The 22788-nt window shown below is 53.9% G+C and carries 28 protein-coding genes; 6 read left to right on the forward strand and 22 right to left on the reverse strand.

Translation table 11 applies throughout. From position 1 onward, the window contains the following. Window position 1: 1 nt before the first annotated feature. The 12 genes from AC2FLD_RS10680 to AC2FLD_RS10735 all read right to left on the reverse strand — a co-directional run bounded on the left by AC2FLD_RS10680 (window position 2) and on the right by AC2FLD_RS10735 (window position 10580). A complete protein-coding gene (locus AC2FLD_RS10680) occupies window positions 2-436 on the reverse strand; it encodes a DUF302 domain-containing protein (protein WP_496669255.1) in 435 nt (144 codons plus the stop codon). A gap of 80 nt (window positions 437-516) precedes the next feature. Next, a complete protein-coding gene (locus AC2FLD_RS10685; RefSeq protein WP_496669256.1) occupies window positions 517-1779 on the reverse strand; it encodes an FCSD flavin-binding domain-containing protein in 1263 nt (420 codons plus the stop codon). Between the two features lie 24 nt (window positions 1780-1803). Further along, the gene (locus AC2FLD_RS10690; protein ID WP_496669314.1) at window positions 1804-2475 is read right to left on the reverse strand and encodes a c-type cytochrome; all 672 of its coding nucleotides are present in this window, start codon (window positions 2473-2475) and stop codon (window positions 1804-1806) included. Between the two features lie 38 nt (window positions 2476-2513). After that, the gene (locus AC2FLD_RS10695; protein ID WP_496669258.1) at window positions 2514-3839 is read right to left on the reverse strand and encodes a c-type cytochrome; all 1326 of its coding nucleotides are present in this window, start codon (window positions 3837-3839) and stop codon (window positions 2514-2516) included. After that, complete coding sequence (gene soxC / locus AC2FLD_RS10700) at window positions 3823-5085, reverse strand: sulfite dehydrogenase (RefSeq protein ID WP_496669260.1); 1263 nt, start codon at window positions 5083-5085, stop codon at window positions 3823-3825. Before soxC ends, AC2FLD_RS10695 begins: the two co-directional genes overlap by 17 nt. Window positions 5086-5109: 24 nt before the next feature. After that, window positions 5110-6807 (reverse strand): thiosulfohydrolase SoxB, encoded by a 1698-nt coding sequence (soxB, locus tag AC2FLD_RS10705; RefSeq protein ID WP_496669262.1) that lies wholly within the window; start codon window positions 6805-6807, stop codon window positions 5110-5112. An 88-nt stretch (window positions 6808-6895) separates the two neighbouring features. Next, a complete protein-coding gene (soxA, locus tag AC2FLD_RS10710) occupies window positions 6896-7741 on the reverse strand; it encodes a sulfur oxidation c-type cytochrome SoxA (RefSeq protein ID WP_496669264.1) in 846 nt (281 codons plus the stop codon). A 70-nt stretch (window positions 7742-7811) separates the two neighbouring features. Further along, entirely contained in the window at window positions 7812-8141 is a 330-nt protein-coding gene (gene soxZ, locus AC2FLD_RS10715) for a thiosulfate oxidation carrier complex protein SoxZ (RefSeq protein WP_170394054.1), read from the reverse strand. Between the two features lie 34 nt (window positions 8142-8175). After that, entirely contained in the window at window positions 8176-8592 is a 417-nt protein-coding gene (soxY, locus tag AC2FLD_RS10720) for a thiosulfate oxidation carrier protein SoxY (RefSeq protein ID WP_496669266.1), read from the reverse strand. Window positions 8593-8638: 46 nt separating this feature from the next. Continuing rightward, the gene (gene soxX / locus AC2FLD_RS10725; protein ID WP_496669268.1) at window positions 8639-9115 is read right to left on the reverse strand and encodes a sulfur oxidation c-type cytochrome SoxX; all 477 of its coding nucleotides are present in this window, start codon (window positions 9113-9115) and stop codon (window positions 8639-8641) included. Between the two features lie 131 nt (window positions 9116-9246). Continuing rightward, window positions 9247-9825, reverse strand: a complete 579-nt coding sequence (locus AC2FLD_RS10730; protein ID WP_496669270.1) for a thioredoxin family protein — start codon at window positions 9823-9825, stop codon at window positions 9247-9249. A gap of 14 nt (window positions 9826-9839) precedes the next feature. Then, window positions 9840-10580: a cytochrome c biogenesis CcdA family protein gene (locus tag AC2FLD_RS10735; RefSeq protein WP_496669272.1), complete on the reverse strand. Its 741-nt coding sequence runs from the start codon at window positions 10578-10580 to the stop codon at window positions 9840-9842. Window positions 10581-10660: 80 nt separating this feature from the next. Here AC2FLD_RS10735 and AC2FLD_RS10740 point away from each other — a divergent pair, with 80 nt between their 5' ends. The 3 genes from AC2FLD_RS10740 (at window position 10661) to AC2FLD_RS10750 (ending at window position 12548) form a co-directional block, all read left to right on the forward strand. Beyond that, on the forward strand, window positions 10661-11035 hold the full coding sequence (locus tag AC2FLD_RS10740) for a hypothetical protein (protein ID WP_496669274.1): 375 nt from the start codon (window positions 10661-10663) through the stop codon (window positions 11033-11035). A gap of 100 nt (window positions 11036-11135) precedes the next feature. Further along, on the forward strand, window positions 11136-11444 hold the full coding sequence (locus AC2FLD_RS10745; protein WP_142635976.1) for an ArsR/SmtB family transcription factor: 309 nt from the start codon (window positions 11136-11138) through the stop codon (window positions 11442-11444). A gap of 42 nt (window positions 11445-11486) precedes the next feature. Then, complete coding sequence (locus AC2FLD_RS10750; RefSeq protein ID WP_496669276.1) at window positions 11487-12548, forward strand: YeeE/YedE family protein; 1062 nt, start codon at window positions 11487-11489, stop codon at window positions 12546-12548. 185 nt (window positions 12549-12733) lie between these two features. Here AC2FLD_RS10750 and AC2FLD_RS10755 read toward each other — a convergent pair whose 3' ends face one another. The 9 genes from AC2FLD_RS10755 to AC2FLD_RS10795 form a co-directional block, all read right to left on the reverse strand. Continuing rightward, window positions 12734-14452, reverse strand: a complete 1719-nt coding sequence (locus AC2FLD_RS10755; RefSeq protein WP_496669278.1) for a SulP family inorganic anion transporter — start codon at window positions 14450-14452, stop codon at window positions 12734-12736. 12 nt (window positions 14453-14464) lie between these two features. Beyond that, complete coding sequence (locus AC2FLD_RS10760; RefSeq protein ID WP_496669280.1) at window positions 14465-14803, reverse strand: protein tyrosine phosphatase family protein; 339 nt, start codon at window positions 14801-14803, stop codon at window positions 14465-14467. A gap of 19 nt (window positions 14804-14822) precedes the next feature. After that, window positions 14823-15704: an MBL fold metallo-hydrolase gene (locus AC2FLD_RS10765; RefSeq protein WP_496669282.1), complete on the reverse strand. Its 882-nt coding sequence runs from the start codon at window positions 15702-15704 to the stop codon at window positions 14823-14825. 37 nt (window positions 15705-15741) lie between these two features. Beyond that, window positions 15742-16170, reverse strand: a complete 429-nt coding sequence (locus AC2FLD_RS10770) for a DUF6691 family protein (protein ID WP_496669284.1) — start codon at window positions 16168-16170, stop codon at window positions 15742-15744. A 4-nt stretch (window positions 16171-16174) separates the two neighbouring features. Next, window positions 16175-16606: a YeeE/YedE family protein gene (locus tag AC2FLD_RS10775; RefSeq protein WP_496669286.1), complete on the reverse strand. Its 432-nt coding sequence runs from the start codon at window positions 16604-16606 to the stop codon at window positions 16175-16177. Between the two features lie 85 nt (window positions 16607-16691). Next, on the reverse strand, window positions 16692-17321 hold the full coding sequence (locus tag AC2FLD_RS10780; RefSeq protein ID WP_496669316.1) for a Crp/Fnr family transcriptional regulator: 630 nt from the start codon (window positions 17319-17321) through the stop codon (window positions 16692-16694). A gap of 520 nt (window positions 17322-17841) precedes the next feature. Further along, a complete protein-coding gene (locus AC2FLD_RS10785) occupies window positions 17842-18306 on the reverse strand; it encodes a CoA-binding protein (RefSeq protein ID WP_496669288.1) in 465 nt (154 codons plus the stop codon). A 3-nt stretch (window positions 18307-18309) separates the two neighbouring features. Further along, complete coding sequence (locus AC2FLD_RS10790) at window positions 18310-18669, reverse strand: 2Fe-2S iron-sulfur cluster-binding protein (RefSeq protein WP_050605474.1); 360 nt, start codon at window positions 18667-18669, stop codon at window positions 18310-18312. A gap of 2 nt (window positions 18670-18671) precedes the next feature. Next, window positions 18672-20027, reverse strand: a complete 1356-nt coding sequence (locus AC2FLD_RS10795) for a selenium-binding family protein (protein ID WP_496669291.1) — start codon at window positions 20025-20027, stop codon at window positions 18672-18674. A gap of 70 nt (window positions 20028-20097) precedes the next feature. Between AC2FLD_RS10795 and AC2FLD_RS10800 the strand changes: the two genes are divergently transcribed. From AC2FLD_RS10800 to AC2FLD_RS10810, 3 genes are all read left to right on the forward strand, one after another. Then, window positions 20098-20859, forward strand: a complete 762-nt coding sequence (locus AC2FLD_RS10800; RefSeq protein ID WP_496669293.1) for an IclR family transcriptional regulator — start codon at window positions 20098-20100, stop codon at window positions 20857-20859. A gap of 96 nt (window positions 20860-20955) precedes the next feature. Continuing rightward, the gene (locus AC2FLD_RS10805) at window positions 20956-21309 is read left to right on the forward strand and encodes a putative quinol monooxygenase (RefSeq protein ID WP_050605471.1); all 354 of its coding nucleotides are present in this window, start codon (window positions 20956-20958) and stop codon (window positions 21307-21309) included. 506 nt (window positions 21310-21815) lie between these two features. After that, the gene (locus tag AC2FLD_RS10810; protein ID WP_050605469.1) at window positions 21816-22028 is read left to right on the forward strand and encodes a eukaryotic translation initiation factor eIF-2-beta/eIF-5 family protein; all 213 of its coding nucleotides are present in this window, start codon (window positions 21816-21818) and stop codon (window positions 22026-22028) included. A 188-nt stretch (window positions 22029-22216) separates the two neighbouring features. Here the strand turns inward: AC2FLD_RS10810 and AC2FLD_RS10815 are convergent, their stop codons facing one another. Then, window positions 22217-22624 carry a (R)-mandelonitrile lyase gene (locus AC2FLD_RS10815; protein ID WP_496669295.1) on the reverse strand — a complete coding sequence of 136 codons (408 nt, stop codon included), beginning with the start codon at window positions 22622-22624 and terminating at the stop codon, window positions 22217-22219. Window positions 22625-22788: the final 164 nt, after the last annotated feature.

Raw genomic sequence — 22788 nt, forward strand, 5'->3', positions numbered from 1 at the left:
TTCAGTTCCCAACGGCTTCTTCTACGATCTCGGACAACAGGGCCTGAACCTTTTGCATTGGTCCATCAGGATAGCTTCGGTATCCAACCATCACGCCATCGTCGCCTTCGGCTACAAAAATCCCATAGGGGCAGAAGCCAATATTCATCGGGTCTGCTTCCATCACTTCACGCGAGATTTTTGCCGAGCAGAAGATGAAGATGTCTGCAGCTGCAAATATCTGTTTGTCGCTGCCGACATCAGCGCCTGTTCGATTCAACATGTCGCCGACGTGGCTTACATAGTCGATGACCAGTCCCTGTCCCACAATAGCGGACTCGACGGCGAACGTTGCATCATCAAAACTGCCGTCGAAGGGGATAGTGATGATCTCTTCTGCAAGCCCTTGGCTCGCCAGAACAGTGGAAAACGCGGCTGCGGCGATAAAGTGTTTCATGTTTTTAGTCCTCCTCCTGAACCGCATTTTCTCAGATTGATCATCGGGGTCTTTGACACCGGTCAAAGCCCCCGATTGCCTCAACCAAACATGTCCGACGTGATACCGGCGTACCACCCCAGTGACTCTTCGTAAGTCGCTTTTCTCAAATCGGCATCTTCACCGGTTTGACTGATAAAGCCATCGACTTTCGCAATCTTTTCTGGCGTCGCCTCATAGGTTGCGCCAACCTTAACGCCATCATCGGTATCGATCAGCGACCAGCATGTGTTCGAGAACTTGGCCGGGAATACTTTAGACCCGGTCAACGCACCTCGTACCGCATTCGCACAGACCTTTGCCTGACTGTTTGCCGAAAAACCGGATTTCGGCATGTCACCCTGCTGGCTGGCATCACCAAGAACGTAGATATGCGGATCGGCTTTGGAGGACATGTCCGCAGCGTTTACTGGTGCCCAGTTGCCATCGGTCACTCCCGCCATTTCCGCAATGCGACCGGCTTTCATCGCTGGGATCACATTGCAGACATCGACCTTTGTCTCTTCGCCGTCGATGGTCACCGTCATTGCATCCGGATTCACGGATACACTGCCACCGCCGAAATCTTCGCCGATCCAGTCGACCATTCCTTCGTAGTTGTTTCCCCAGCCTTCTTGGAACAAAGCCATTTTCGAGAACTTCGGCTTCGGATCGGCTACAATGATCTTTGCTGTTGGGTTGTTTGCCTTCAGCACGTGCGCCACCATCGAAACCCGTTCATACGGCCCGGGCGGGCAACGGTACGGGTTGGGAGGAGCGACTATCGCGAAGGTACCGCCTTCGGGCATCGCCATGATCTGCGCTTTCAAAAGCTCTGTCTGAGAACCAGCTTTGTAAGCATGCGGCATCTTATTTTGGGCCGAGAGGTCCCAGCCATCGACCGCACCATCAACAAAGTCGATACCCGGGCTAAGGATTAGCTTGTCATAAGGAACTGACCCGCCACCTGCCAATGACACCGTCTTTGCGTCGCTGTCGACCCCAGTGGCCCAATCATGCACGACGTTGATACCGTAGTTCGCGGCAAGCGTGCCATAGCTGTGGGCGATGTCCGATAGCTCCTGAAAACCTCCCAGATAAAGGTTTGAGAAGAAACAGGTGTAGTAGGTCCGAGACGGCTCGATCAGCGTCACGTCAATCTCACCTTTGCTGTCTTTGGCGATGTACCGCGCGGCAGTCGCACCGCCCGCACCTCCGCCGACAACCACTACGCGGGGCTTGCCTTGAGCCAGCACCATCGGGGCAGATAGACCCGCGGCCACTACCCCGGCGGCTCCAAGAAATACTCGTCTATTGAGTGTCATCGCGTTTCCTCCCCTTACACACTGTCAGTCTGGATTATTGAAGTATGCGGCCAATGCCGCGATTTCGTCATTGCTCAGCCGTCCGGCTATCATTTGCATGACCGGATGTGGCCGCTGTTTGTCTTTGTAAGCGTGCATGGCGACTACGAAGTCTTCGTCAGGCCAATACACAATCGAGGGAATGCCCTTATCGCCACCTTCGATCTGGTGACACGTTGTGCATTCGCTGCTGAGATATGCGCCGTACTCAGGATCTCCTTGAATCGCGAGAATCGCGGGATCGATAGAATGATCCGTGCCTTTCGCGGTTGGATCCGCTTCCGGGATATCTCGGGGATTGTCTGAAAACCCCCGCAAATACGCGATCACGTTGGCTCGGTCTTCCGGGTCTTTCAAACCGCGAAAACTCATCCTCGTGCCTGACGCAAATGCGCGTGGGTTTTCGATGTAGGCGGACAGAGTGTCAGCGTGCCATTCCAGACCCGAGTTACCCGCGCGCACAAGACTCTTGGAATAGTTAAATCCCTCGAGACCTGCGGCTTTCCGACCAAAAACACCGTTTAGATGCGGGCCTATTTTGTTCTCTGCTCCTTCGCCAACCTGATGGCAGCCTTTGCATTTGGCGAACACTTTTTTCCCAGCTTCGGCGTCGCCGAGGTCTTCGGCGGCGTGGGTGGATGGGGCGATAGCAACCATAACCGCAGCGCACTTCAAAATGTTCGACCAGCGCATGATCAGCTTCCGAACGACTTGAGGTAAACGATCACGGCTTCAATATCGTCTGGTTTCTTAAGCCCAGCAAAGGACATGCGTGTACCATTCATGTAGTCCTTGGGTTTTGCCAGGAAGGCCGCCATTTCTTCTTCGGTCCAAACAAGACCAGACTCGGCAGCTGTTTTCATAGCTTTGGAGTATTTGAACCCTTCAACCGACCCTGCGTTGGCCCCTATAACCCCGTTCAGCGCCGGACCCGTACTGTCCTTTGCACCGTCACCAACCTGATGGCAGGATTTACATTTCTTGAAGACCTTCTCACCGGCTGCGAACAGTTCCGTAGTCTGGTCAGCCTTGTCGATTTCTTGAACAGCCGGTGTTGCGGCGGCTTCTTCCTCAGGCTTTGGCGCTGCGGCCGGAATAAACGAGGGCCCTTCCGCCGTGAACGTCGGCAAATCGTCCGCGCTGGCTTCGTTCATGACCGAATTCGAACCGCCTTCTGGTGGCGTTTCAACCAGAAATACAGAGCGCATAGTAACAGCGGCCTCTGTTTTGCAGTTCTCAATGCAGGGCTCTTCTCGCCATCCTGCGTACTCAGTCTCAGGTCGCGTATCGACGACAAACCCATCCTTGTTGTGCATCTCGAAATCGGTGAAGTTTTCATTGCTGAGAACGAAATCGTCATCCACCAGGTCATTGGAATAAAGGATATAGGCGACGATTGCGTAGGTCTCATCCGCCGTAAGCGTACCCGCTTCGCCAAATGGCATTGAGCGGGAAATGTAGTCCCAAGCGGTCGACAAATGCGGCCAATAAGACCCGACAGTTTTCACAGGATCTTCGTCGGCGAGCGTTTCGAAGCCGCCGGCCAGAACAGGCCAATTGTCGGCGCCTTCGGCAAACTCTCCGTGACAGGACGCACACCGGTCGACAAACACTTCTTCTCCAGTCCAGACATCGCCTGATCCAACCGGCAAGCCACGCCCATCGGGCAAGACATCGACGTCCCAGGCAGCAATCTCTTGCTCCAGCGCGGGGCGCCCAAGCCCGTATGTGCCCTCATTGTTGGGCGCAGGCGCGGTCAGGTTCATCCCGTTTGCGACACGCTCGGCCGCTGCGGTCTGGATTTCTTCGACCTTGGCTGCCAGTTCGGCTGCCCGGTTGGCCTCTGCTTGCGCGTTTTCCTGGGCTGTAGCTGCATGCGCCTCAACCTGACTGATCCGGGTTTCCAAGGTTTCTATCTGCGATTGGCCGTAGTTCCGGTTCGCAATGGCCACTGCCGCCGCAAGCACCAACGCCGTGCCGCCGAATACAGGCAGGAAAACATGACTAAGAGACTTCGACATTCTCGGCGATCCCTTCTGCGCTCACGTACCAAGTCTGGATACAGTTGTTGTGGTAGACCGAGTTCTCTCCGCGCTTTTCGCGTAGCTGGTCTTTGGTCGGCTGCACATAGCCGGTCTCATCTATCGCCCGGGCCTGCAAAAGCATTGGTGCTCCGTCCCAGTTCGTATCGAGATAGAAACGCGTCAAAGCCTTGCTGTCGCCCTGCTTGCCAAGACGCGCCGTCTCCCAGGTGATCCCACCGTCCTTGGACACATCGACCCGCGTAATTTGCCCATGGCCTGACCAGGCAAGCCCGGAAATGACCAGGGGTCCCGGTCCGTGTTTGATCGGCATTTGCGGGCTGGGTGAGGTGATGACGGATTTTGCATCCATCACCCACGTCCATTTCTGGGCTGTGCCATCGGCGTAGACATCAGTGTATTTTGATGTTTCTTCTCGGCTTTCGACCGCCACATCGACAACTTCGATGCGGCGTAGCCACTTGACCCACATGTTGCCTTCCCACCCGGGAACAACCAGTCGCACAGGGTATCCATGTTCCATGCGCAGTGCTTCACCATTTGCCTTGAAAGCCACCAACACGTCATCCAGTGCTTTTTCCATCGGGATGGAGCGGCCATTGGATGACGCGTCTGCGCCCTCAACATAGACCCATTTGTCGGGTGAGATATCGGCGCCTGCTTCCTGCAACAGCGTACGCAGCGGAACACCGGTGTATTCCATGTTGTGAATCATGCCATGGGTGAATTGGACGCCGTTGAGTTGCGCACCCGCCCACTCCATACCGGTATTTGCCGCACATTCGCAGAAATACACATGGTTTTCGCGAGGGAACCGCTCGATGTCATCGTAGGTAAAGACCAGCGGGCGATCGACCAGCCCGTTGATCATCAGGCGATAATCCTCCTTGCGTAGCTCGATCGCGCCTGAGTGATGGCGCTCAAAAGCGCATCCTTGCGGAGTGATCGTGCCATCAAGCGCGTGGATCGGTGTGAAGTTGATCGACGAAATCGGAGAGGCGGTCAGCCATTCCACGTTGCGCCGAACGACATGAGATTCGAAGCTGATCGGCATTCCATAAGGTGACTCATCGACACCGGCACCCGTGTAAGACGCCCAATCCTGAAGCTCTGTTATAAGTGGATCGGGCGTGTCTGCCGCTGCCGCACCCGCAACTGACCCTGCGGCGACCGCAGCACTGCCTTTCAGGAAGGCCCGGCGGGACGGTTTGAACGCGTCATCCATATCTCTTAGGTCTCCATCTGTTTCTTAAGCGCCGACAACATCGACACTGGTGTTCTCTTGCACCGTGACGGTGCCAAGGTTGCGAATGTGGTTTTCGACGACATCCCAGATCGGTGGACCTTCAGTGCCTTCGTTGACACTGGCCCAACCAGCCACGACGTAGGTTTTCGATGGATCAATCGCTTCACCCGTTTTGAGCAGGGTCATTTCGCTGATCCGCTGCCCTTGTGGTTTGGTCACATCGATGCGGTAGCCAAGACCACCGACGCGGACCATATCGCCGCCCTGCTGGTAGTAAGGGTCGGGGTTGAACAGGTTGTCACCGACATCCTCGAGGATCACATGGATGAATTCGCCTGTCATTTCTGTGCGATAGGCATTGGGATACGACATCGATGTGACGTTCCAGATGTCCTCGCGCGTGATATCTTGTCCCGGCAGGATTGAGGGTCCCCAACGGACGCCAGGCGACATCGCGATGTCTGCCTCACGCTCATTGATCAGGGCATCGCAAATCAGGTCATCCCAGGTGCCGTTAAAGTTGCCGCGGCGGTAGAGCAACGAATCCGTTTTGCCAATCACCTCACTCAGCGCAGCTTCAAACGGCGCGCGCTGATCATCTATCAGAGCGGTGATCTTAGGATCAGGAGCGATGACGTCAGAGAAGATAGGGATCAGCTTGTGCTTCAACCCAATCATCTGCCCGTCCCTCACGTCGAGATCGACGCGGCTGACGAATTTTCCGTTCGAACCAGACGCGATGATATGCGTTTTTCCGACCAGAACCGGCTCCGGCAGCGCGTCATGAGTGTGGCCGCTAAGGATCACGTCGATCCCTTGCACCCGACCTGCCATCTTCTTGTCCACGTCAAAGCCGTTGTGGCTGAGGACGACAACGACATCAGCGCCAGCATCGCGAACCTCGTCGACCATGGCCTGCATGTTTTCATCCCGGATACCGAACGAATATTCTGGGAACATCCAGCCTGGGTTCGCGATTGGCATGTAAGGAAACGCTTGCCCGATAACAGCAACCTTTGCTCCGCCCCGATCAAAAAACTTGTAGGGTTGGAACAATTCTGCAGGTTCGTCCCACTCGGCATCAAAGATGTTTTGACCTAAGGCCGCAAAGGGCAAACCTTCGACGATTTCGTTAACCCTGTCGCTGCCCAACGTGAACTCCCAATGGAAGGTCATAGCATCGGGATTCAGAGCGTTCATGACATTGACCATGTCCTGACCGGCCGTCTGATAGCAGGTGTAGGAACCGTGCCAAGTATCGCCCCCGTCCAGTAGCAGGGCATCAGGGCGGTCAGCACGAATGGCGTTAATGACAGTTGAGACTCGGTCCAATCCGCCAACCCGACCATAGGTCTTGGCCAGCGAAGAGAAATCATTGTAGGTCAGCGCATAGGCCGACGGGCTTCCATCTTCGATCCCGTAGGCCTTGCGGAACGCCGCCCCTGTGACATGCGGCATCTGCCCTCGTGCATCGCCAATACCAAGGTTTATCTCGGGTTCGCGGAAATAGATCGGTTTGAGTTGCGCGTGAATATCGGTGACATGGATCAGGCTGATATTGCCGAAGGTTTCGAACTCCAGCAATTGATCCTGCGTTAGGCTTTGCTGCGCGGCAAGTCTGACCCAGTTACCGAACCCGGACGCCCCGTACAAAGCCGATGCAGCCATTGAAACTTGCAAGAAGTCACGTCGAGAAATCATCTATCAGCTCTCTTATAACACATATAAATGTGTGAATGTTATCTTTCTGGAAAAACCCGCGCAGGACATTGTCCACGCGGGTCGTTCGCTATTGACGTACTGCAGGAGTTTCGACTGAAAGCCCGTTGCCACGCGAGGCCACATAAAGCTCAAGCGCGCGAAACTCGTCCGATCCTTCGGCAAAAGTTTCCGCCCGCGTATCGCGAATACAGCCGCGGAAACGATTGTGGCGCGAGATCAGCTTGGCTTGTTTCAGACGATATGTCGGGAACCCGTTGATCATACCTTGGCTCAGGTGGTCCGCTCGGATCATGTTGCCCCAGTTTTCTTCGTGACAATTGGCACAGCTCAGTTCCAGTTGGCCAAAGCGGGTGTAGTACATTTCTTTACCCTGTTCCCAGAACGGGGCGGCATCGCCGTCAATAGCGACGTTCATTGGCAAACCGCGTGACTGCAGACCGATCAAGGCGACCATACCCTGCATGTCACCACCAGACCATTTCCAGGCATCTGCCTCCATGCGGTCCGTACGGCACTTGTTGATCAGATCTTCCATAACCACCAGCTTGCCACTTTCGGCATCAACCTTTGGCATCGACGCCTGCAATCCTTTGAAGCTTTCCACCCCATCGTGGCAGGAGGCACAGCTCTCGCCAGCGGCACCATCAACCGTCTGGAAGAGATCGGCGGCCTGATCAACGAAGATCATCGCCGGATTGTCGAAATCATCAATTTGGAGCGCTTGCGTTTCATCCGTGCGGAAATGCCAACCCGAATAGATCGTGTCCAGATTTTCCAGATGTGCCGGAGCTTCAGTGACCGAGGTCATGTTCAGCTCGTCATTGATCACAAGATTCTCTTCGTCAGGACCGGCCATTGCTGCCACTGGGAAAACCAGAACTGCCGCGATAGCCGTTAGTGCCTTGGTATTCATTGCGTTCCTCCCTTAGTGGACCAGCGCCAGAATTTGCAACCAGCGCTGACCTTCCTTAGTGGTCGAGCCGTTAAGCAATCTCGATCGTTTTCTTCTCGTCGTAGACAGAGCCATCGTCATCGTACCAGGTGAAAACAAACTCACCGGCTTCTGGCACTGTTGCTTCAAACTGGAAGTACGGATTGGTCGAAATCGCCGGCTCCATGGTAACGTCAACCACCATTTCCCCATTAAACTCGCAGGTGAACCGATTGATGATCGAACGCGGGATGACGTTTCCTTCTTTGTCCTTACGCTGGCCGCTTTCCATCTTGTGACTGATCAGTGTCTTGATCGTTATGGTTTCACCAGCAGCGGCTGTCTTTGGAACCTTGACGCGGGGTTTTACACCGGATGCCATTGGTTAATCTCCTGTTCTTCAGGGCGCGTGGCGATCAGCCGCCGCAGCCGCCGATTGTCACTTTTACGGTCGCGGACGCTTTGGCGAAGCTGCCATCTGCCATCTTCGCCACGGCAATGACGTCCTGCGTTCCGGCAAGACGGATGCGGGTTGATGCGTCTTGTTCAGCCGCCAACGGACCGAAATTGAATGTTGCAACGCCAGGTTCGGGGTTGCCTGCAGCCACGATTAGAATTGCAGCTGCGCCCGGAGCACTGACTTCGATTGGCACAGTATTGCCGTTTTCAGCGATTTCCGGTGCAGTCAATGTAACACCGCCGTCAGCCACATCTGCCCCGCCTGTAAATGCCGCGATGGCATCTTCAGCAGCTGCATTTGCACGAAGCGGCATAATTGTCAGGAACGCGGCGCTCAGCCCAAGGGCCAGTGTCTCGCGGCGAGAGAGTTCCATTTTCAATCTCCTTTGATTCTTCGAAAATCTGCGCCTGGAAGCGCATCTATTCTTCTTTCAGGGTCGCAAGAAACGCGACCACGTCTTCGATTTCTTGTGCTGTTAGGATCGACGTCAAAGGCGCTGTTGGGGCTTTTCCGGTATAGGCGTCGCCCGGGCGGATATATCCGTCATCCTTGTAGAACGCAGGCATCACCGTGCCTTCGAATGTCATCTTTGCATTTGCGACCAATCCGCGAAGTTCTGCTTCGGTCCAACGATCACCAGCGCCATCCAGCATCGGACCAACTTCGCCATGGAACGGTATTTCGGCCAAAGCCGAGACCGCGTGGCATGCCACGCAATTGCCTTTTGATTTGTCGCCAACGATAAGCGCGCCATTTGCCGCATCACCGTTAGCGCCAGTCAAAGAGACTTCGATAGCGCCATAGTCGTCATAGGTTACGTCTCTCGGGTCTGTATCTGCCGCAAATGCGGCGACGCCCGTCATTGCGCAGACTAATGTTAAGAGTCTCAGCTTCATGATCCCTCCCATTTGCTAACACGCCGGCGGCGCCTTGCGACCCAAAGCATTTGTGTACCGTAGTCGACGAGTGCCGCCTGTCGCAACATTAAATTCATCATAATGAATTTTTTTATTTGTAATGATGGAGCTCAATCTTGAGAAACATTATTTCGCTCCTGAATGCGCCGGGCATGATACCGTTGAAAATCTTCGCCATTATCGAGTTCGTATCGCTTCTCGTCGACCCAGGTGAAAAGATCTAAGGTTGTCCCCTTAGAGAAAGCTCCCGGCATCACAGCGACCGCAGCGTCAATGGCTGTAGCATCCTCTGGCACCTCTTCCGGCAGAAAAACAAGTGTCGGGGTAAACAGAATCCCCCATTTGCGCATCAGTGCTCTTTGCTCAACCTCTTCCCCGTCAAAGTCGGTGGCGGTGGTGCTGCCATGCAAATCCAGTTGAACGACAAAGAAATTCTCTTCGATAAACGCCGCCAAGTCGGGCTGGGGAAACACTTCATTGTGCATTTTTTTGCAATAGATGCAGCCTTGTTGCTCAATGAATAAAACCAACCGCTTGTCTTCGCTTGACGCCTCTTCAAGATCCTCACGAAGGTCTTTGAAGGTGTCGCGCATCCACGGCGTTTTATGCAAACCGTCGTCGCCCAGTTCAGCGGCGGAAACTGCCCCGCCGATCAGACAAGCGATCAATACTGACAAAACTCGATTCATGTCTTCCTCCCGAGTTATCCAATGGCTGCAAGCCAAGGCATATGGTCGAGCATCCATTGTGCGATGTGATTGATGGAGTTGGTTGCGATGAGAATGCCGAAGAGCACCAGAAAGCCACCCATTGCCATTTCGATGAGGGGCAAGTGCTTTCTGAACCGTGCCATCCACTGCATGAAGGGGCGGACCAGGAAGGCCGCCAGAACAAACGGTGCGGTCATTCCAACACCGTAGACGAATAGAAGCACCGCTCCACGGCAGGCCGTTTCGGTTCCGGCCGCTGTGAACAGGATCGCAGCGAGCACCGGCCCAACACAGGGGGTCCAGCCAAAAGCAAACGCCAATCCAAGAACATATGCTCCAACAAGGCTCACATTTGATGTATCACCAACATCCGCACGAAATTGGCGATACAGGAACCCGATGCGGATAATCCCCAAGAAATGCATGCCCATCACAATGATGATGGCCGCAGCGATCCAACGCAGAATGTCGAAATACTCTCGGACCAATTGACCGAAAATCGACGCTGTCGCTCCAAGTGCCATGAAGATCGTAATGATTCCAGCTGCAAATGCCATTGCAGAAAGCATTGCCCTGCGACGAACGCCGGCGGAAAGTGTTGACCCCGCAGAAATCTGATCAATCCCGACGCCGGCCAGATAGCTAAGATAAAACGGCACGATTGGTAGGATGCAGGGCGACAGGAAAGACAACAGTCCTGCGACTAAAGCACCTGCAAATGTAATGTCGAGCATGGTCAAATCTGTCCTGGCGCGCTATCATTCATATATTCAAAATAATAAAGATATATCGCTGCGGTCAATCGGAGCTTAAGATGCGCCACCTACTTCTGCTTTTGCTTGCGATCACGTTGTTTGTTTCTCCCGTGGTTTCACGGGCAGAAATGACGCTTCTGATGGCCGAAGAAGATGGGTGTATGTGGTGCGCACGTTGGGATGCCGAAATCTCGGAGATCTACTCCAAGACACCAGAAGGACATGCCGCTCCACTTCAGCGTGTCGATATCCACGCAGCTATACCTGATGGCATCGCATTGGAGCGGCCTCTCCACTACACGCCAACCTTTGTTCTGCTGGACGATGGCCAAGAGGTCGGCCGGATCGAAGGTTATCCCGGCGAAGATTTTTTCTGGGGGTTGCTGGGCGTTTTGCTGCGTGACGCGGGGGTACCGATTGAGACCTCTGGATAAACTGTGGCGCATTACATAAACTGTTATGAATGCGTGAAGCTATGAAAGCGAGGCGATCTTGTTGGACAAATCTTCGAAACTGCCTGTGTTCTCCAAGGACATGTGCGCCGAAGACATGGACAGAATGATGGAGAATGCTCAGACAGCGTCAAATTTCCTCAAGGCAATCAGCCATGAGGGGCGCCTGATGATTTTGTGTTATCTGTCGTCAGGGGAAAAATCGGTCACCCAGATGGAAGAAATGCTCTCAGCACGTCAAGCCGCGGTATCTCAACAACTATCCCGCTTGCGCTTCGAGGGCTTGGTGAAAACAAGACGCGAGGGGAAAACGATCTACTACAGATTGGCTGATGATCGATCGACGCAAATCCTGGAAGTCGTTTACGATCTGTTCTGCAGGGAGAAGTAGAATCCGCCAATATTACCCGCCAGCTTTGGGAGGAGACTGGCAATGTTTGAAGCATTGGGAGACGCCAACACCGTCGCCCTGATCGGTTTGATCGGTGGCATTGTGTTGGGCTTGGCCGCACGCATTGGCCGTTTTTGCACGTTAGGTGCAATCGAAGACTACCTCTACGCAGATGATGATCGGCGGCTGCGCATGTGGGCAATTGCGATCGGTGTTGCGATTGTCGGCAGCCACACAGCTATAGCGTTGGGTTGGCTTGATCCTGTCGGAACAAGATATCTTGCGCTGACCTGGAACCCGCTCGGTTCGATCGTGGGGGGCCTAATGTTCGGTTACGGAATGGCCATCAGTGGAAACTGCGGCTATGGCGCACTGGCACGGCTGGGAGGTGGCGACCTTCGATCATTCGTCATCGTTTTAATCATGGGTCTTTCTGCTTACGTCGTGATGTCCGGGCCCTTGGCATATCTGCGGGTATGGGTCTTTCCAGTAGAGATGGATCTCAAGGGTCCCCAAAGCATTAGCTTCCTTGCTGAACAGCTAACCTCTATCCCAGCTTGGCTCATTGGCTCCGTTATCGGCGTTGCCTTAGTGATTTTCGCATTGGCGAACCAGCGCTTCCGCCGCAATCCTGCACAAGTGTTCTGGGGATCTGTAGTTGGACTGGCGATTATTTCAGGCTGGCTTGGCACGAATTGGGTTGCGACGCACGGTTTCGACGGTGAGCCGGTGCAAACTCACACCTTCGCTGCACCCCTTGGCGACACAGTATTCTACCTCATGACAGCATCTGGAAACACTTTGTCCTTTGCGGTCGGATCAGTCTCCGGCGTTCTCATTGGCGCATTTTTGGGGTCCTGGTCCAAAGGTCATTTCCGATGGGAAGCATGCGAGGATCCACGTGAACTAAAGCGTCAAATGCTCGGCGCGGCGATTATGGGGCCCGGCGCGATCATCGCGGTCGGTTGCAGCGTCGGACAAGGTATATCTGCCTTTTCATTATTGGCCTACAGCGCGCCTGTAACATTCGCTGCCATCTTCGCCGGTGCGGCGCTTGGCTTGAAACAACTCGTGTCTGGGCTGTCCTTCATAACTGAGCGTTGAGGTCACAGTTCAAACGAGAATTCACGAGTGAAGGACCGTTTCGGCGGTTCTCTTTTATTCAGAAAGCGATTGCCTTTGATGGCACATATGGGAACGAGGCGTTCATTAATCAAATACGCTCATACGTTCGCTATGCGGACCAAAGCGCTCGTTCTGATCACGTTCACAAACCAAGCTGATCTTAGTCACTCGCACGCTTCTGCAATGAGCGTTGTCCACGCATCGTTCTGGGACAAGAAAACCCTGCCGTTCAGACTGTCGACAAGATGAGACCGTTTGAGTCTGTCCATGACAGGCCCCTTAACTTCGGACAGATGTAGGCCAACACCAAGCTCTTTGAGGCGGTGATTGATCGCCTCGAGAGTTTCCAGCGCTGAGTAGTCCACTTCGTTAACGGCGGAGAACATCAAAACAACATGTTTGACCTTCGTCCGCTCGGCAAGGCGACTGAAGATCAGTTCTTCCAGAAAGCCGGCGTTTACAAAGTAAAGGCTTTCGTCGATGCGCAGCGTCAACACCGCAGGTGCGGTTTCGACATCGTGGCGCTGGACATTTCGAAAGTGCTCTGTCCCAGGCACGCGGCCCACTTCTGCTACATGCGGTCGAGACGTCTTGTATAGATGCAGAAGAACTGAAATCGCCACTCCGGACGCGACGCCGACTTCAACACCTAGGCCCAGCGTCAACAAAACCGTTGCAGATACTGCGATGAAGTCCGCACGGGAATAGTCCCATGTTCTACGTACTATCGAAAAATCCACGAGGCTCAGAACCGCCACAATGATTGTGGCGGCCAACGTAGCGTTTGGGAGAAAGTACACCAATGGTGTCAACGCCAAGGCGGCGATCGCGAGGCCAAGCGCAGTATAGGCGCCAGCAGCAGGAGTTTCAGCGCCAGCATCGAAATTGACGACTGATCGCGCAAATCCCCCCGTGACCGGGTAGCCTCCGGTGAACGCTGCGCCTATGTTGGCTGCACCCAGTCCAATGAGTTCCTGGTCCGGATCAATCCGTTGACGTTTCTTGGCTGCCAAAGTTTGCGCGACTGAGACGGATTCGACAAAGCCAATCACTGAAATCAGGACCGCCGGAACCAACAGCGCTGCAAGCAAGTCGGGCGCAAAGACTGGCAATGTAAGCGGCGGCAGGCTTCGCGGGACTTCCCCAACGATTTTCACACCCATTTCGACAAGATCTAGTGCCCAAACCGTAACCGTAGTGGCAACTACGGCGGCAACAGGTCCCGCCTTCGTTAGAATATCGGCAAGCGCCGCCGGAGCACCCAACCTCAATAATCCGGGTTTTAACCATCGGCGGGCCCAAAAAAGGAAGGCCGTCGCACTGAGGCCGATAACGAGCGTAACCCAATTCACCTCGTGCAAGTGCGCTGCAATCGATGCGACGATCTCGAGCAATGTATGTCCGTGCGCATTCACACCCAAAATGTGCTTGAGTTGGCTGGCGGCGATCAAGATCCCAGATGCTGTGATAAACCCGGCAATTACCGGGTGGCTCAAAAAATTAGCAAAGAAGCCTAGCCGAAAGAACCCCAAAAGCAACAGGAAACCGCCAGAAATAAATGCGAGGGTCAGTGCCGCAACCGCGTAACCTGCCGTGCCTTGTTCAGCAACCTGACCGACCGCCGACGCTGTTAATAGTGAGACAACGGCAACCGGGCCAACCGCTAAGGCGCGACTTGTTCCAAATATTGCGTAAAGAAGAATTGGCGCGATGGATGCATACAGCCCCGCTTCTGGAGGCAATCCAGCCAGGAGCGCGTAGGCCAAGGATTGGGGTATCAGCATGATGGTGACGATCACCGCCGCCATCAGATCGTTAGAAAGCTCTGCCCGTCCATAGCTGCGAGCCCAACTCAGAACCGGCAGATATTGCGCCGTCCGCATCTTTACCTCCCGCTACGCCGCAGTGTCTCGTCGTGCGTGCCACAGCATTGCAGCGCGCTGACCGCTTCGGCAGTAGCCAAGGACAGGCTCGGACAGTTCTGCCAACGCCTCAGAAAATGCAATGTGGTTCGCTTCTGTTGCGCCGGAGGGTTTAACCGGCACATAGCGAGCTTGCAGACCTTGCGCCTTGGCGCATTCTTGGATCTGGCCAAAAGTAGGCTGCTCCTTTTGTTCGCCGTCAGGACGCACACAGATTAGCGAGCGAAATCCAAGCGTTTTGACTTCCGCCAAGTCATCGGTCTCCAATTGACCGCAAGTACTGAAGTCGTGGGAAATTTGGGTGATTTCCATCGCTCTCATCCTTTCAAAATCAGAGTTTGTTGACCGGAACCTTGAGCATGGGGTTGCCGTCCACGTCCGTTGGCACCTCACCCGCGCGCATATTTACTTGAAGTGATGGGATGATCAGCTTCGGCATTGCCAGCTGAGCATCTGGTTCTATGCGGAACTTGACAAACTCTTCTTTTGATTTGCCACCACCAACGTGGATATTGTGGGCTTTCTCATTGCCGACAGTTGTTTCCCAGGCGATTTCCCGCCCGTTTGGTCCGTAGTCATGACACATGAAAAGTCGTGTTTCGTCCGGCAAGCTCAGGACTCTTTGAATGCTATCGTAAAGCGTTGCTGCATCGCCGCCGGGAAAATCTGCGCGCGCTGATCCCCCATCCGGCATGAACAAAGTATCGCCCACAAAGGCCGCATCTCCTGCGACATGTACCATGCAAGCCGGCGTATGGCCGGGGGTATACATTGTGAACACCTGCATATTGCCAACCGTGTACGTATCGCCGTCTTCGAAAAGCTGATCGAACTGGCTGCCATCACGCTGGAACTCGGTACCTTCATTGAAGACCTTCCCAAACGTGTCCTGCACGATCATGATTTTTGAACCAATGCCGATTTTTCCCCCAAGCTTTTCATGGATATACGGCGCTGCACTCAAATGATCGGCGTGAACATGGGTCTCAATGATCCATTCCAAATTCAGATCTTGGCTTACAATCTGGTGGACGAGCTCGTCTGCGTGATCGTGAGTGATGCGCCCCGCCGCGTAGTCAATGTCCATTACGCTATCGACAATGGCACATGAGTTCGAGGTGGGATCCTTCACAATATAGCTGATGGTGTTCGTCGCCTCATCGAAGAAGGCCTGAACGTCCGGCTTGATGTTCATGTTCACGGGATACGTCATCTGATTGTACTCCAGGGAGGTTCAGGGAAATCGGTGGCTACGCCTCCGACTGAACAGGACGCGCGAAAAGGAGCCTGCGCAGTACAAACCCGGCAAGAACGGCAACCAGAAAGAGAACAACTTCCCAACGCCCGGTACCAAGTGCCGGTATCGCAGCGCCGGGGCAGAAGCCTGCAATTCCCCAACCGATGCCGAAGAGAGCCGAGCCACCAACCAATCGCTTGTCTACGGCCGTCGCGTTTGGGATCTGAAAACGCCCACCAAAGAGCGGCGTTGTTTGCCGCCAGGCAAGTCTGTAGCCGAAGAACGTGACCAGGAGCGCACCACCCATAACAAAGGCGAGGCTAGGATCCCACGTCCCGGCAATATCGAAGAAATTCAAAACTTTGGCCGGATCCATCATGCCCGAAACAGCGATACCAACGCCAAAGATCAGGCCAGTAAACAAAGCAAAAACAAGTTTCATTGCTTTATACTCCAAAGAAGTGACGGATCAGGAAGACTGTGATTGCAGCTGTGACCATGAAGGTCGGCACTGCCACCAAAGAGCGAACAGACAGCCGAGATAGTCCGCAAACACCATGCCCTGACGTGCAGCCAGATCCGAGACTGGCGCCCAGACCGACGATCACACCGCCGATCACGATCATAATCGGGCTGACAGGTACCGTAAGTTCAGGCATTGCACCGGTCGCAGCATAGATCAGGCCAGGTGCGAGCATCATTCCCACAACCAAGGCTGTTCGCCAGGCGAATTCCTCGCGGTTTTCTGGGAATGCCAAGCCAGACAATATGCCCGTTGCACCCATGATCCGTCCCAGTCCGAGCATCAAAAGCACGGATCCAAGTCCAATTGCGAGCCCCCCTCCAAATGAGGCGATCGGCGTAAACGCGGTTTCCATCAGGCGTCTCCGGTTGTTCATGTTGCAACCTGATTACCGGCCGGCACCTTACTTTTCAGTGACAATGTCACTTAACGCAAAGAATTCATGCGCTGTTCGCCAAACGCTCCAATTGAGGTTTGTTCTGGAGGGTGATCCGCCCCCTCGTCTGAAGGATAAGTCCTCGCTTTTGAAAATCATTCAGTATGCGTGAAACGACCTCACGCGCTGTCCCTAACTCGTTTGCTAAAGCCTGATGCGTCGCCTGGACTTCGGAATGGCCTTCTCCTAGCGCCAAAAGGCGCTCTGCCAGTCGAACATCCATTCTGCCAAAGGCGACATCGTCGACCACGCGCAAAAGATCAATCAACCGACGAGAATAAGCCGAGAAAACGAAACCGCGAAAACTGTCTTCTTCAGCAGCCAGCCTATCAAATGAAGTTTTAGGTAATGTGATAGCCGTAACGTCGGTCTCGGCAATTCCCTCAGCATTATAAGCTTCCTCGGACAGCATGCAGGCGGTGGTCAGCACGCAGCTCTCTCCAGCTTCAACGCGATACAGCACGATTTCTCGCCCGGCATCAGAACTTTGAGAAACGCGTATGCGGCCGGCATACAAAAACATCAGACTGTCCGGGATGTTGTCGGGTCCAAAAACTTGCTGACCCTGCTTGTATGTAACCACGCGTGCTTCATGTAGAAGCTTATCCCTGACCCGCCGAGGTAGATTTCTCATGCCAAGAAAGCTTTCGGTCCAATCTCCCTTCAATTTATGTCCTATGCTCTGTGCGTTCGGTTCACTGGTTCCCTACAAAGATGCGGTGGCACGCGATCTGGATCAATGGCTCTCTTCGTTTTTCTAACCAGCTAGATCCGAGCATCGCCCAACATTGACCCGCCCGACTTGCCATTAACGCACGGCTCAGCTCTTTGGCCGCTTCGGGCTCAAGGAAGTCATCTGAGTTTTTCATTCAGATGACGGTTTGGGAGCGGATAGCGGTCATTGTTGGTAGTCATTCCGAGGAATTTCGCCTGAAGGTCTGTATTAAACGGCAGCTGACTTTCGCTGAATTCTGCTGAACGGCAGAGTTGCGGACAAAGCGGCCTTTGGTTCTCCAAACAAATCGGTCATTTTTGGTTTTAGACTAGGCGGTTGTGTAGAGTGACAGGATTACTTGTCTTCTCTTCCGTAAGCTCAATATCTCAATTGGCACCCTCATTGGATGCTGAGGAGGCCGCTACCAATCGAATTCCCATCATATCTTTAGGTCCAGGCGCGGTTTCCAAAAAGGGCGGAAGAGTTCAATCTTGGGGCATCGGTTCATCACGACTTTAAGGCCCGCCGCTTCTGCGAGTTGCGCTGCTTTGTCGTCGTACACACCGATTTGACCCCAAAGAACTTTTGCCCCGATTGCGATAGCCTTCTCGGCAAAGGCATATAACTCTTCCTTCGGGCGGAAAACGTCTACCATATCAACATGTTTGTCGATCTCTTCCAGTGAGTGGTAGACTTTGAGCCCTCTAATTTCCGAAACATTCGGGTTAGGATTCACCGGTAGAATATCATAGCCGATTTCACTCAGCTGTCGCAGAACGCCATAGCTGAATTTCGTTTTGTCCGCGCTAGCCCCCACCATTGCAATTGATTTAACCGACTGCAGGATGTCGGCGAGGTACTTGGGGTCGTAATCGTAGATGTGGTCGATATCTGCTTCGGGCATCGGTTAACCTTCCTTCGGCGTCGCAATGTCAGCCTTGAGTTCGTGGGGTTTGAGAGGGTCGAGAAACGGATTGCGGTACAGCTTGCCATGGCTCTCGACCCCGATCTCAAGCGTGATGTCGGATGTCGGACGTGCCACGCAAAGGATCACATAGCCGTTCGCGATTTGCCGATTATTCAGCGCAACCTGTCGGCGTTGATCGATCGCGCCAGTCTTTAGTTTTGCCGCGCAGGTAATGCAGCCGCCATACTTGCACCCAAAAGGCAAGTCGACGCCCTGTTCTCTCAGCGTTTCCAGAAGTGGGCGCCGCGCATCCACACAGTATTGCGCGCCATCTCTGTTCGCGATCGTCACGGTATACATAGTCATAGCCAGATGTCGCTTGTGCAATCACCGCCCGGATACCGGCTCTCGTGACAGCGCGATGGACCATTCGGTTCTTTGCCAAAGTCCACAATGAAATCCTCGTTGATCTTCATACCACCGTTTTCAGGGTCGCAATCGATCATCACGATAACCCCGCCCTTTTCGCGGATCTCGGGATAGAACTGGTTATCCCAAGTCGAGAACAGCGAGGTCGTGACATAAAGCCTTCGTCCGTCGAGGGAGAGCTGGAACATTTGCGGACCACCCGCGACCTCGACCCCGTTAACGATCGGAGCTTTACCCAAAAGACCCCCCATAAACACTTGGCCGGTCAGCTTGGGATTATGCGGGTCGGTGATGTCATACTGGCGCATATCTCCATGCAGCCAATTGTTCAGGTACAAGTATTTGTCGTCCATCGAAATCAGGATCGCCGACATAACCCCCGGCAACGGGATCGGCCATTCGGGGTGCATCTCGTTTTCCACGTCGATGATCTTTTCCCACCGCCACTTATTAGCATCGTCTTGCCACCAATGGATCACATTGGTCGAAAGAGCTGCGCCACAGAACCCATGCGTGCTGTCGGGGTCATGGTGGAACTTGACTTCCAGTGGCAACAGCCCGTCTTCACCTAAATAGAAGCTTTCGACCGGTTCGCGCTTTTCGAAATCCCAAAAATGCAGCTCCCGCCCATATTTCAGATGACCCACTTCTTCCAGATCGAAGCCCGGCATGAAGGTATTGGGCGCAGCCCATTCGGAACTGACCATCACGTTGTGGCGCGGTTGGTACCAGAAATCGTAGCCAAACTTTATATCGCCCATCGAGGTTTCCCAGCGACCGACGATGTTGAACTCTTTGTCGAGATGCAGATAGCCTCCAGGAGCTTCACCCTTGGCATTTCCAAGGAAGGAAATGATGATTTCCGAGCCCAAACAATGCACCGTATGCGGGCCCGATAAATCTGCCTTGGCCTTGATCTCGGCCCCGTCGATGACCTTATGCAACCGCGGCGCAAGCGGGTCAGTGGCTGTATCAACGATGTGAAGGTTGTTAGAGCGTACGCCTGGCAGGATCAGGTATTTGCGGGACATCGAGCCGTCGTCGTGACAGGACGAACAGGCGTTCCACCCCATGTGGTGAAGCTCGTCCCCAATCCCCGGCATTTCCAGCCTATTGATTACCTGAGAATAGGTCGGGCTGTCAGGGTCTACATCCACTGTAGCAAGGTAATCAGGTTTCTGGATCCCTGTCCCGGTGTAGATGGCGATCGTGTAGAGTAGCTTTTCTCGGGCGGCTTTGATGGCTTCTTGCGGACTTTTGAAGCCCGGTCCACAGCATTGTCCATCCATCGTGTGCTCCTCCCTTGATTCCCTAAATTGTATCGTATATCGAAAACTTAGTTACCATAAAGTGAGAAAAATGCATCTCGAACGATTAGCGCTGATTTTGGAAATCGTGGGTCAAAAAGGACGTGCGTCCGTAGCGGATATCTGTGCCCAGTCCGATATACCTAAACCGACGACCTACAGGCTGGTTCAAGACCTTGTTTTGTCCGGCCTACTTGAATCACCAACCCGCGGTGAGTTCGCGATTGGGATTAGGCTAAAGCGTATCACGTTGAGCGATCACTCTGATCCCGCTCTTTTGCAGGTGATTGCGCCTGTCCTCTCTGGCGCTGCGAATGACTATGGCGCTGCGTTTTTCTTGTCTCGGCTACGGGGCCATTGGGTTGAGATTATTCATGTGGAGACACCGCAGACGGGCGTGTCTTTTCTTCATCCAGGTATGGGAAAACGACCAATGCACGCGTGCTCTTGCGCCAAGGCAATCGCCGCCGTGTCGCCTGAGCTGCTGTCTCAAGACCGATTGGATGGGCAGCTTAAGCGGTACACAGATCGCACGATTACAGACCCTAAGGATCTGGCCGCGGAACTCGATGTCATTCGAGCCAAAGGGTATGCCGTATGTGTTGAAGAGCTCGAGCGCGGGATCAGTTCTGTCGCAACAACGCTGACTAAGACAGGTGTTGGTGCGACGCTTTCAATCGGCGCTACGGCGTCTCTTCGGGTGTTTACACCTTCGAAGCGAGAAAAGATTGGTCATACACTTACGACAATGTCACACGAACTTGCACGCGCGCTAGGATGGGGTGAAGCAGATAAAGAAAGGGTACCCGCTTAGGTTCATGGGTATCGCATTGCTGTAGGTTAACGCCATCCAGCAGGACAGGTGTGATTTGCGACCTTCGCCGCTTTTAGGTCAATGAGGGAGACAAATATGGACGATGCAATGTTTGGTGGGTTCTTCGTGATCAACGTAAAACCTGAGTATCGGCAGCCCTTTTTGGACGCTAGCATCTTCCAAGCGCAAAATGTTGTCAGTGAAGAACCCGAAGTTTTCCAGTTTCATATTATGGTGGATGAGACAAACCCAAATCGTTTCTATTTCTACGAAGTGTTCAGAAACGAAGCCGCGGTCCAAGATCATTGGGAATCTGAAACCTTCAATTACTGGTTGAACACTGTCCGAAAGATGCTGGATGGTGAGATCGAACTTGTTGCCAGGATGCGCTCGCTTTTTCCGACGCCAAAAGGTTTCGAGGCGCAAAAAGCAAGCCTGCTACTATGGTAAAATTGACCGACGTTTGAGATTTTCGTCCGTGCGAGAACATTACTGGTTTTGGTGCTGGTCCGCTTTGGACTCGATGCGATCATGCGATGATATTTCGAGAGCGTCTTCGATGCGCTCGAAGCTGACACCCGACACAATTGACTGAACAGCTGCCAGCCTATTTTAGAGAAAAAGGGAATTTCGTATGAACAAATGGATTTATTTTGGGTTCGCATTGCTGGTTTCAGCCTGCAGCCCACCGCCCCAGGCTCCGTTGGTAACTGATGCGAACGGTCAGACTTCCATCCAAATCAACACAAGCGGGCTTACATGTTACGAGTCAACCTGTCTGGAGATCACAAGGGGCAGCGTTCGCGCGATCGGACACAAGAGAGCGCGCATCCCAAAAGATATCGATGTCAGCAGCGGGACCGTCACCCCAGACGAGTTCAAGCGGATGCGCCAATCAGCGATGTTGGCGGGCGGACCCGGTTCTGGCAATCGGTAAACAAAGGAGAGGTCGCGATATGTTCAACGATGACGTCCAGGCACGATGCCCAGAATGCGGATCGCAGGATACGGTGATTACAGGTGAGAAAGCTGCCTGTAATGCATGTGGGTACGAGGAGCCTTTTCTGCTCGATGAAGAGGTGCGCGACGGAGCGCATGACGTTGTGGCCAACGCGCAGAAAATGGCACGGGCGAGAGACGTTTTGCAGCGATGGGATTTTGCAGGGTAAATGGGTGGCTGAGGCGGCCAGAAATCCAGAAAAGTGAAAACACGCTGTAAGGGCCTTTCAGGGGCCAAACGAAGGCCGCGCTCCGGAGGCGAAAGATCCGTTACCTCCTTTAAATGGGCGTAGAATGGGTCAGGAAAGGCTCTAGAGGAGTCACTCCGCTGCGTCTTGCTCGTTAAGGCGCATGCGCTTCACTCTGCGCGCGCTGCGCTGTAATCCTCGTCTGAGACATGCTCCATCCAATCTGCAGTCTTGCCCTCGACGGACGTCTGCACAGCCAGATGGGTCATCGCGCAGTCTGGCGACGCGCCGTGCCAATGCCGCTCTCCTGGCGCGAACCACAACGTATCGCCAGGGCGCAACACCTGCACTGGCTGCCCTTCAGATCCAGCCAGGCCCAAGCCCGACAAAACATACAGCGTTTGACCGGCAGGGTGCGTGTGCCAAGCTGTCCGTGCGCCGGGCTCAAAAGTCACCGTAAGGATCTTGACCGGCGAGGGATCATTCCCTGTCACAACGGGATCAAAGCGGACCATACCGGTGAAATACTCATTGCCGGGAAATTGAGAGGGCCGGTCCCCGGCGCGGTGAATCTCCATGATGTGCTCCTTTGTTGCGCTGCTCTTGGGGACTTAGCAGAGTTCCGATTTTAAACCCAGAAGCGCGCCGGGTCGACGCGGCAATCTTGTCTGACGTCAGCGCCCATGGGACAGTTTAGGTCGATTTGATAAGAGAGGGTTTCTGGCTCATCGTAACTGCCAAG

This window comes from Ruegeria sp. CDSA021 (genome assembly GCF_059612325.1).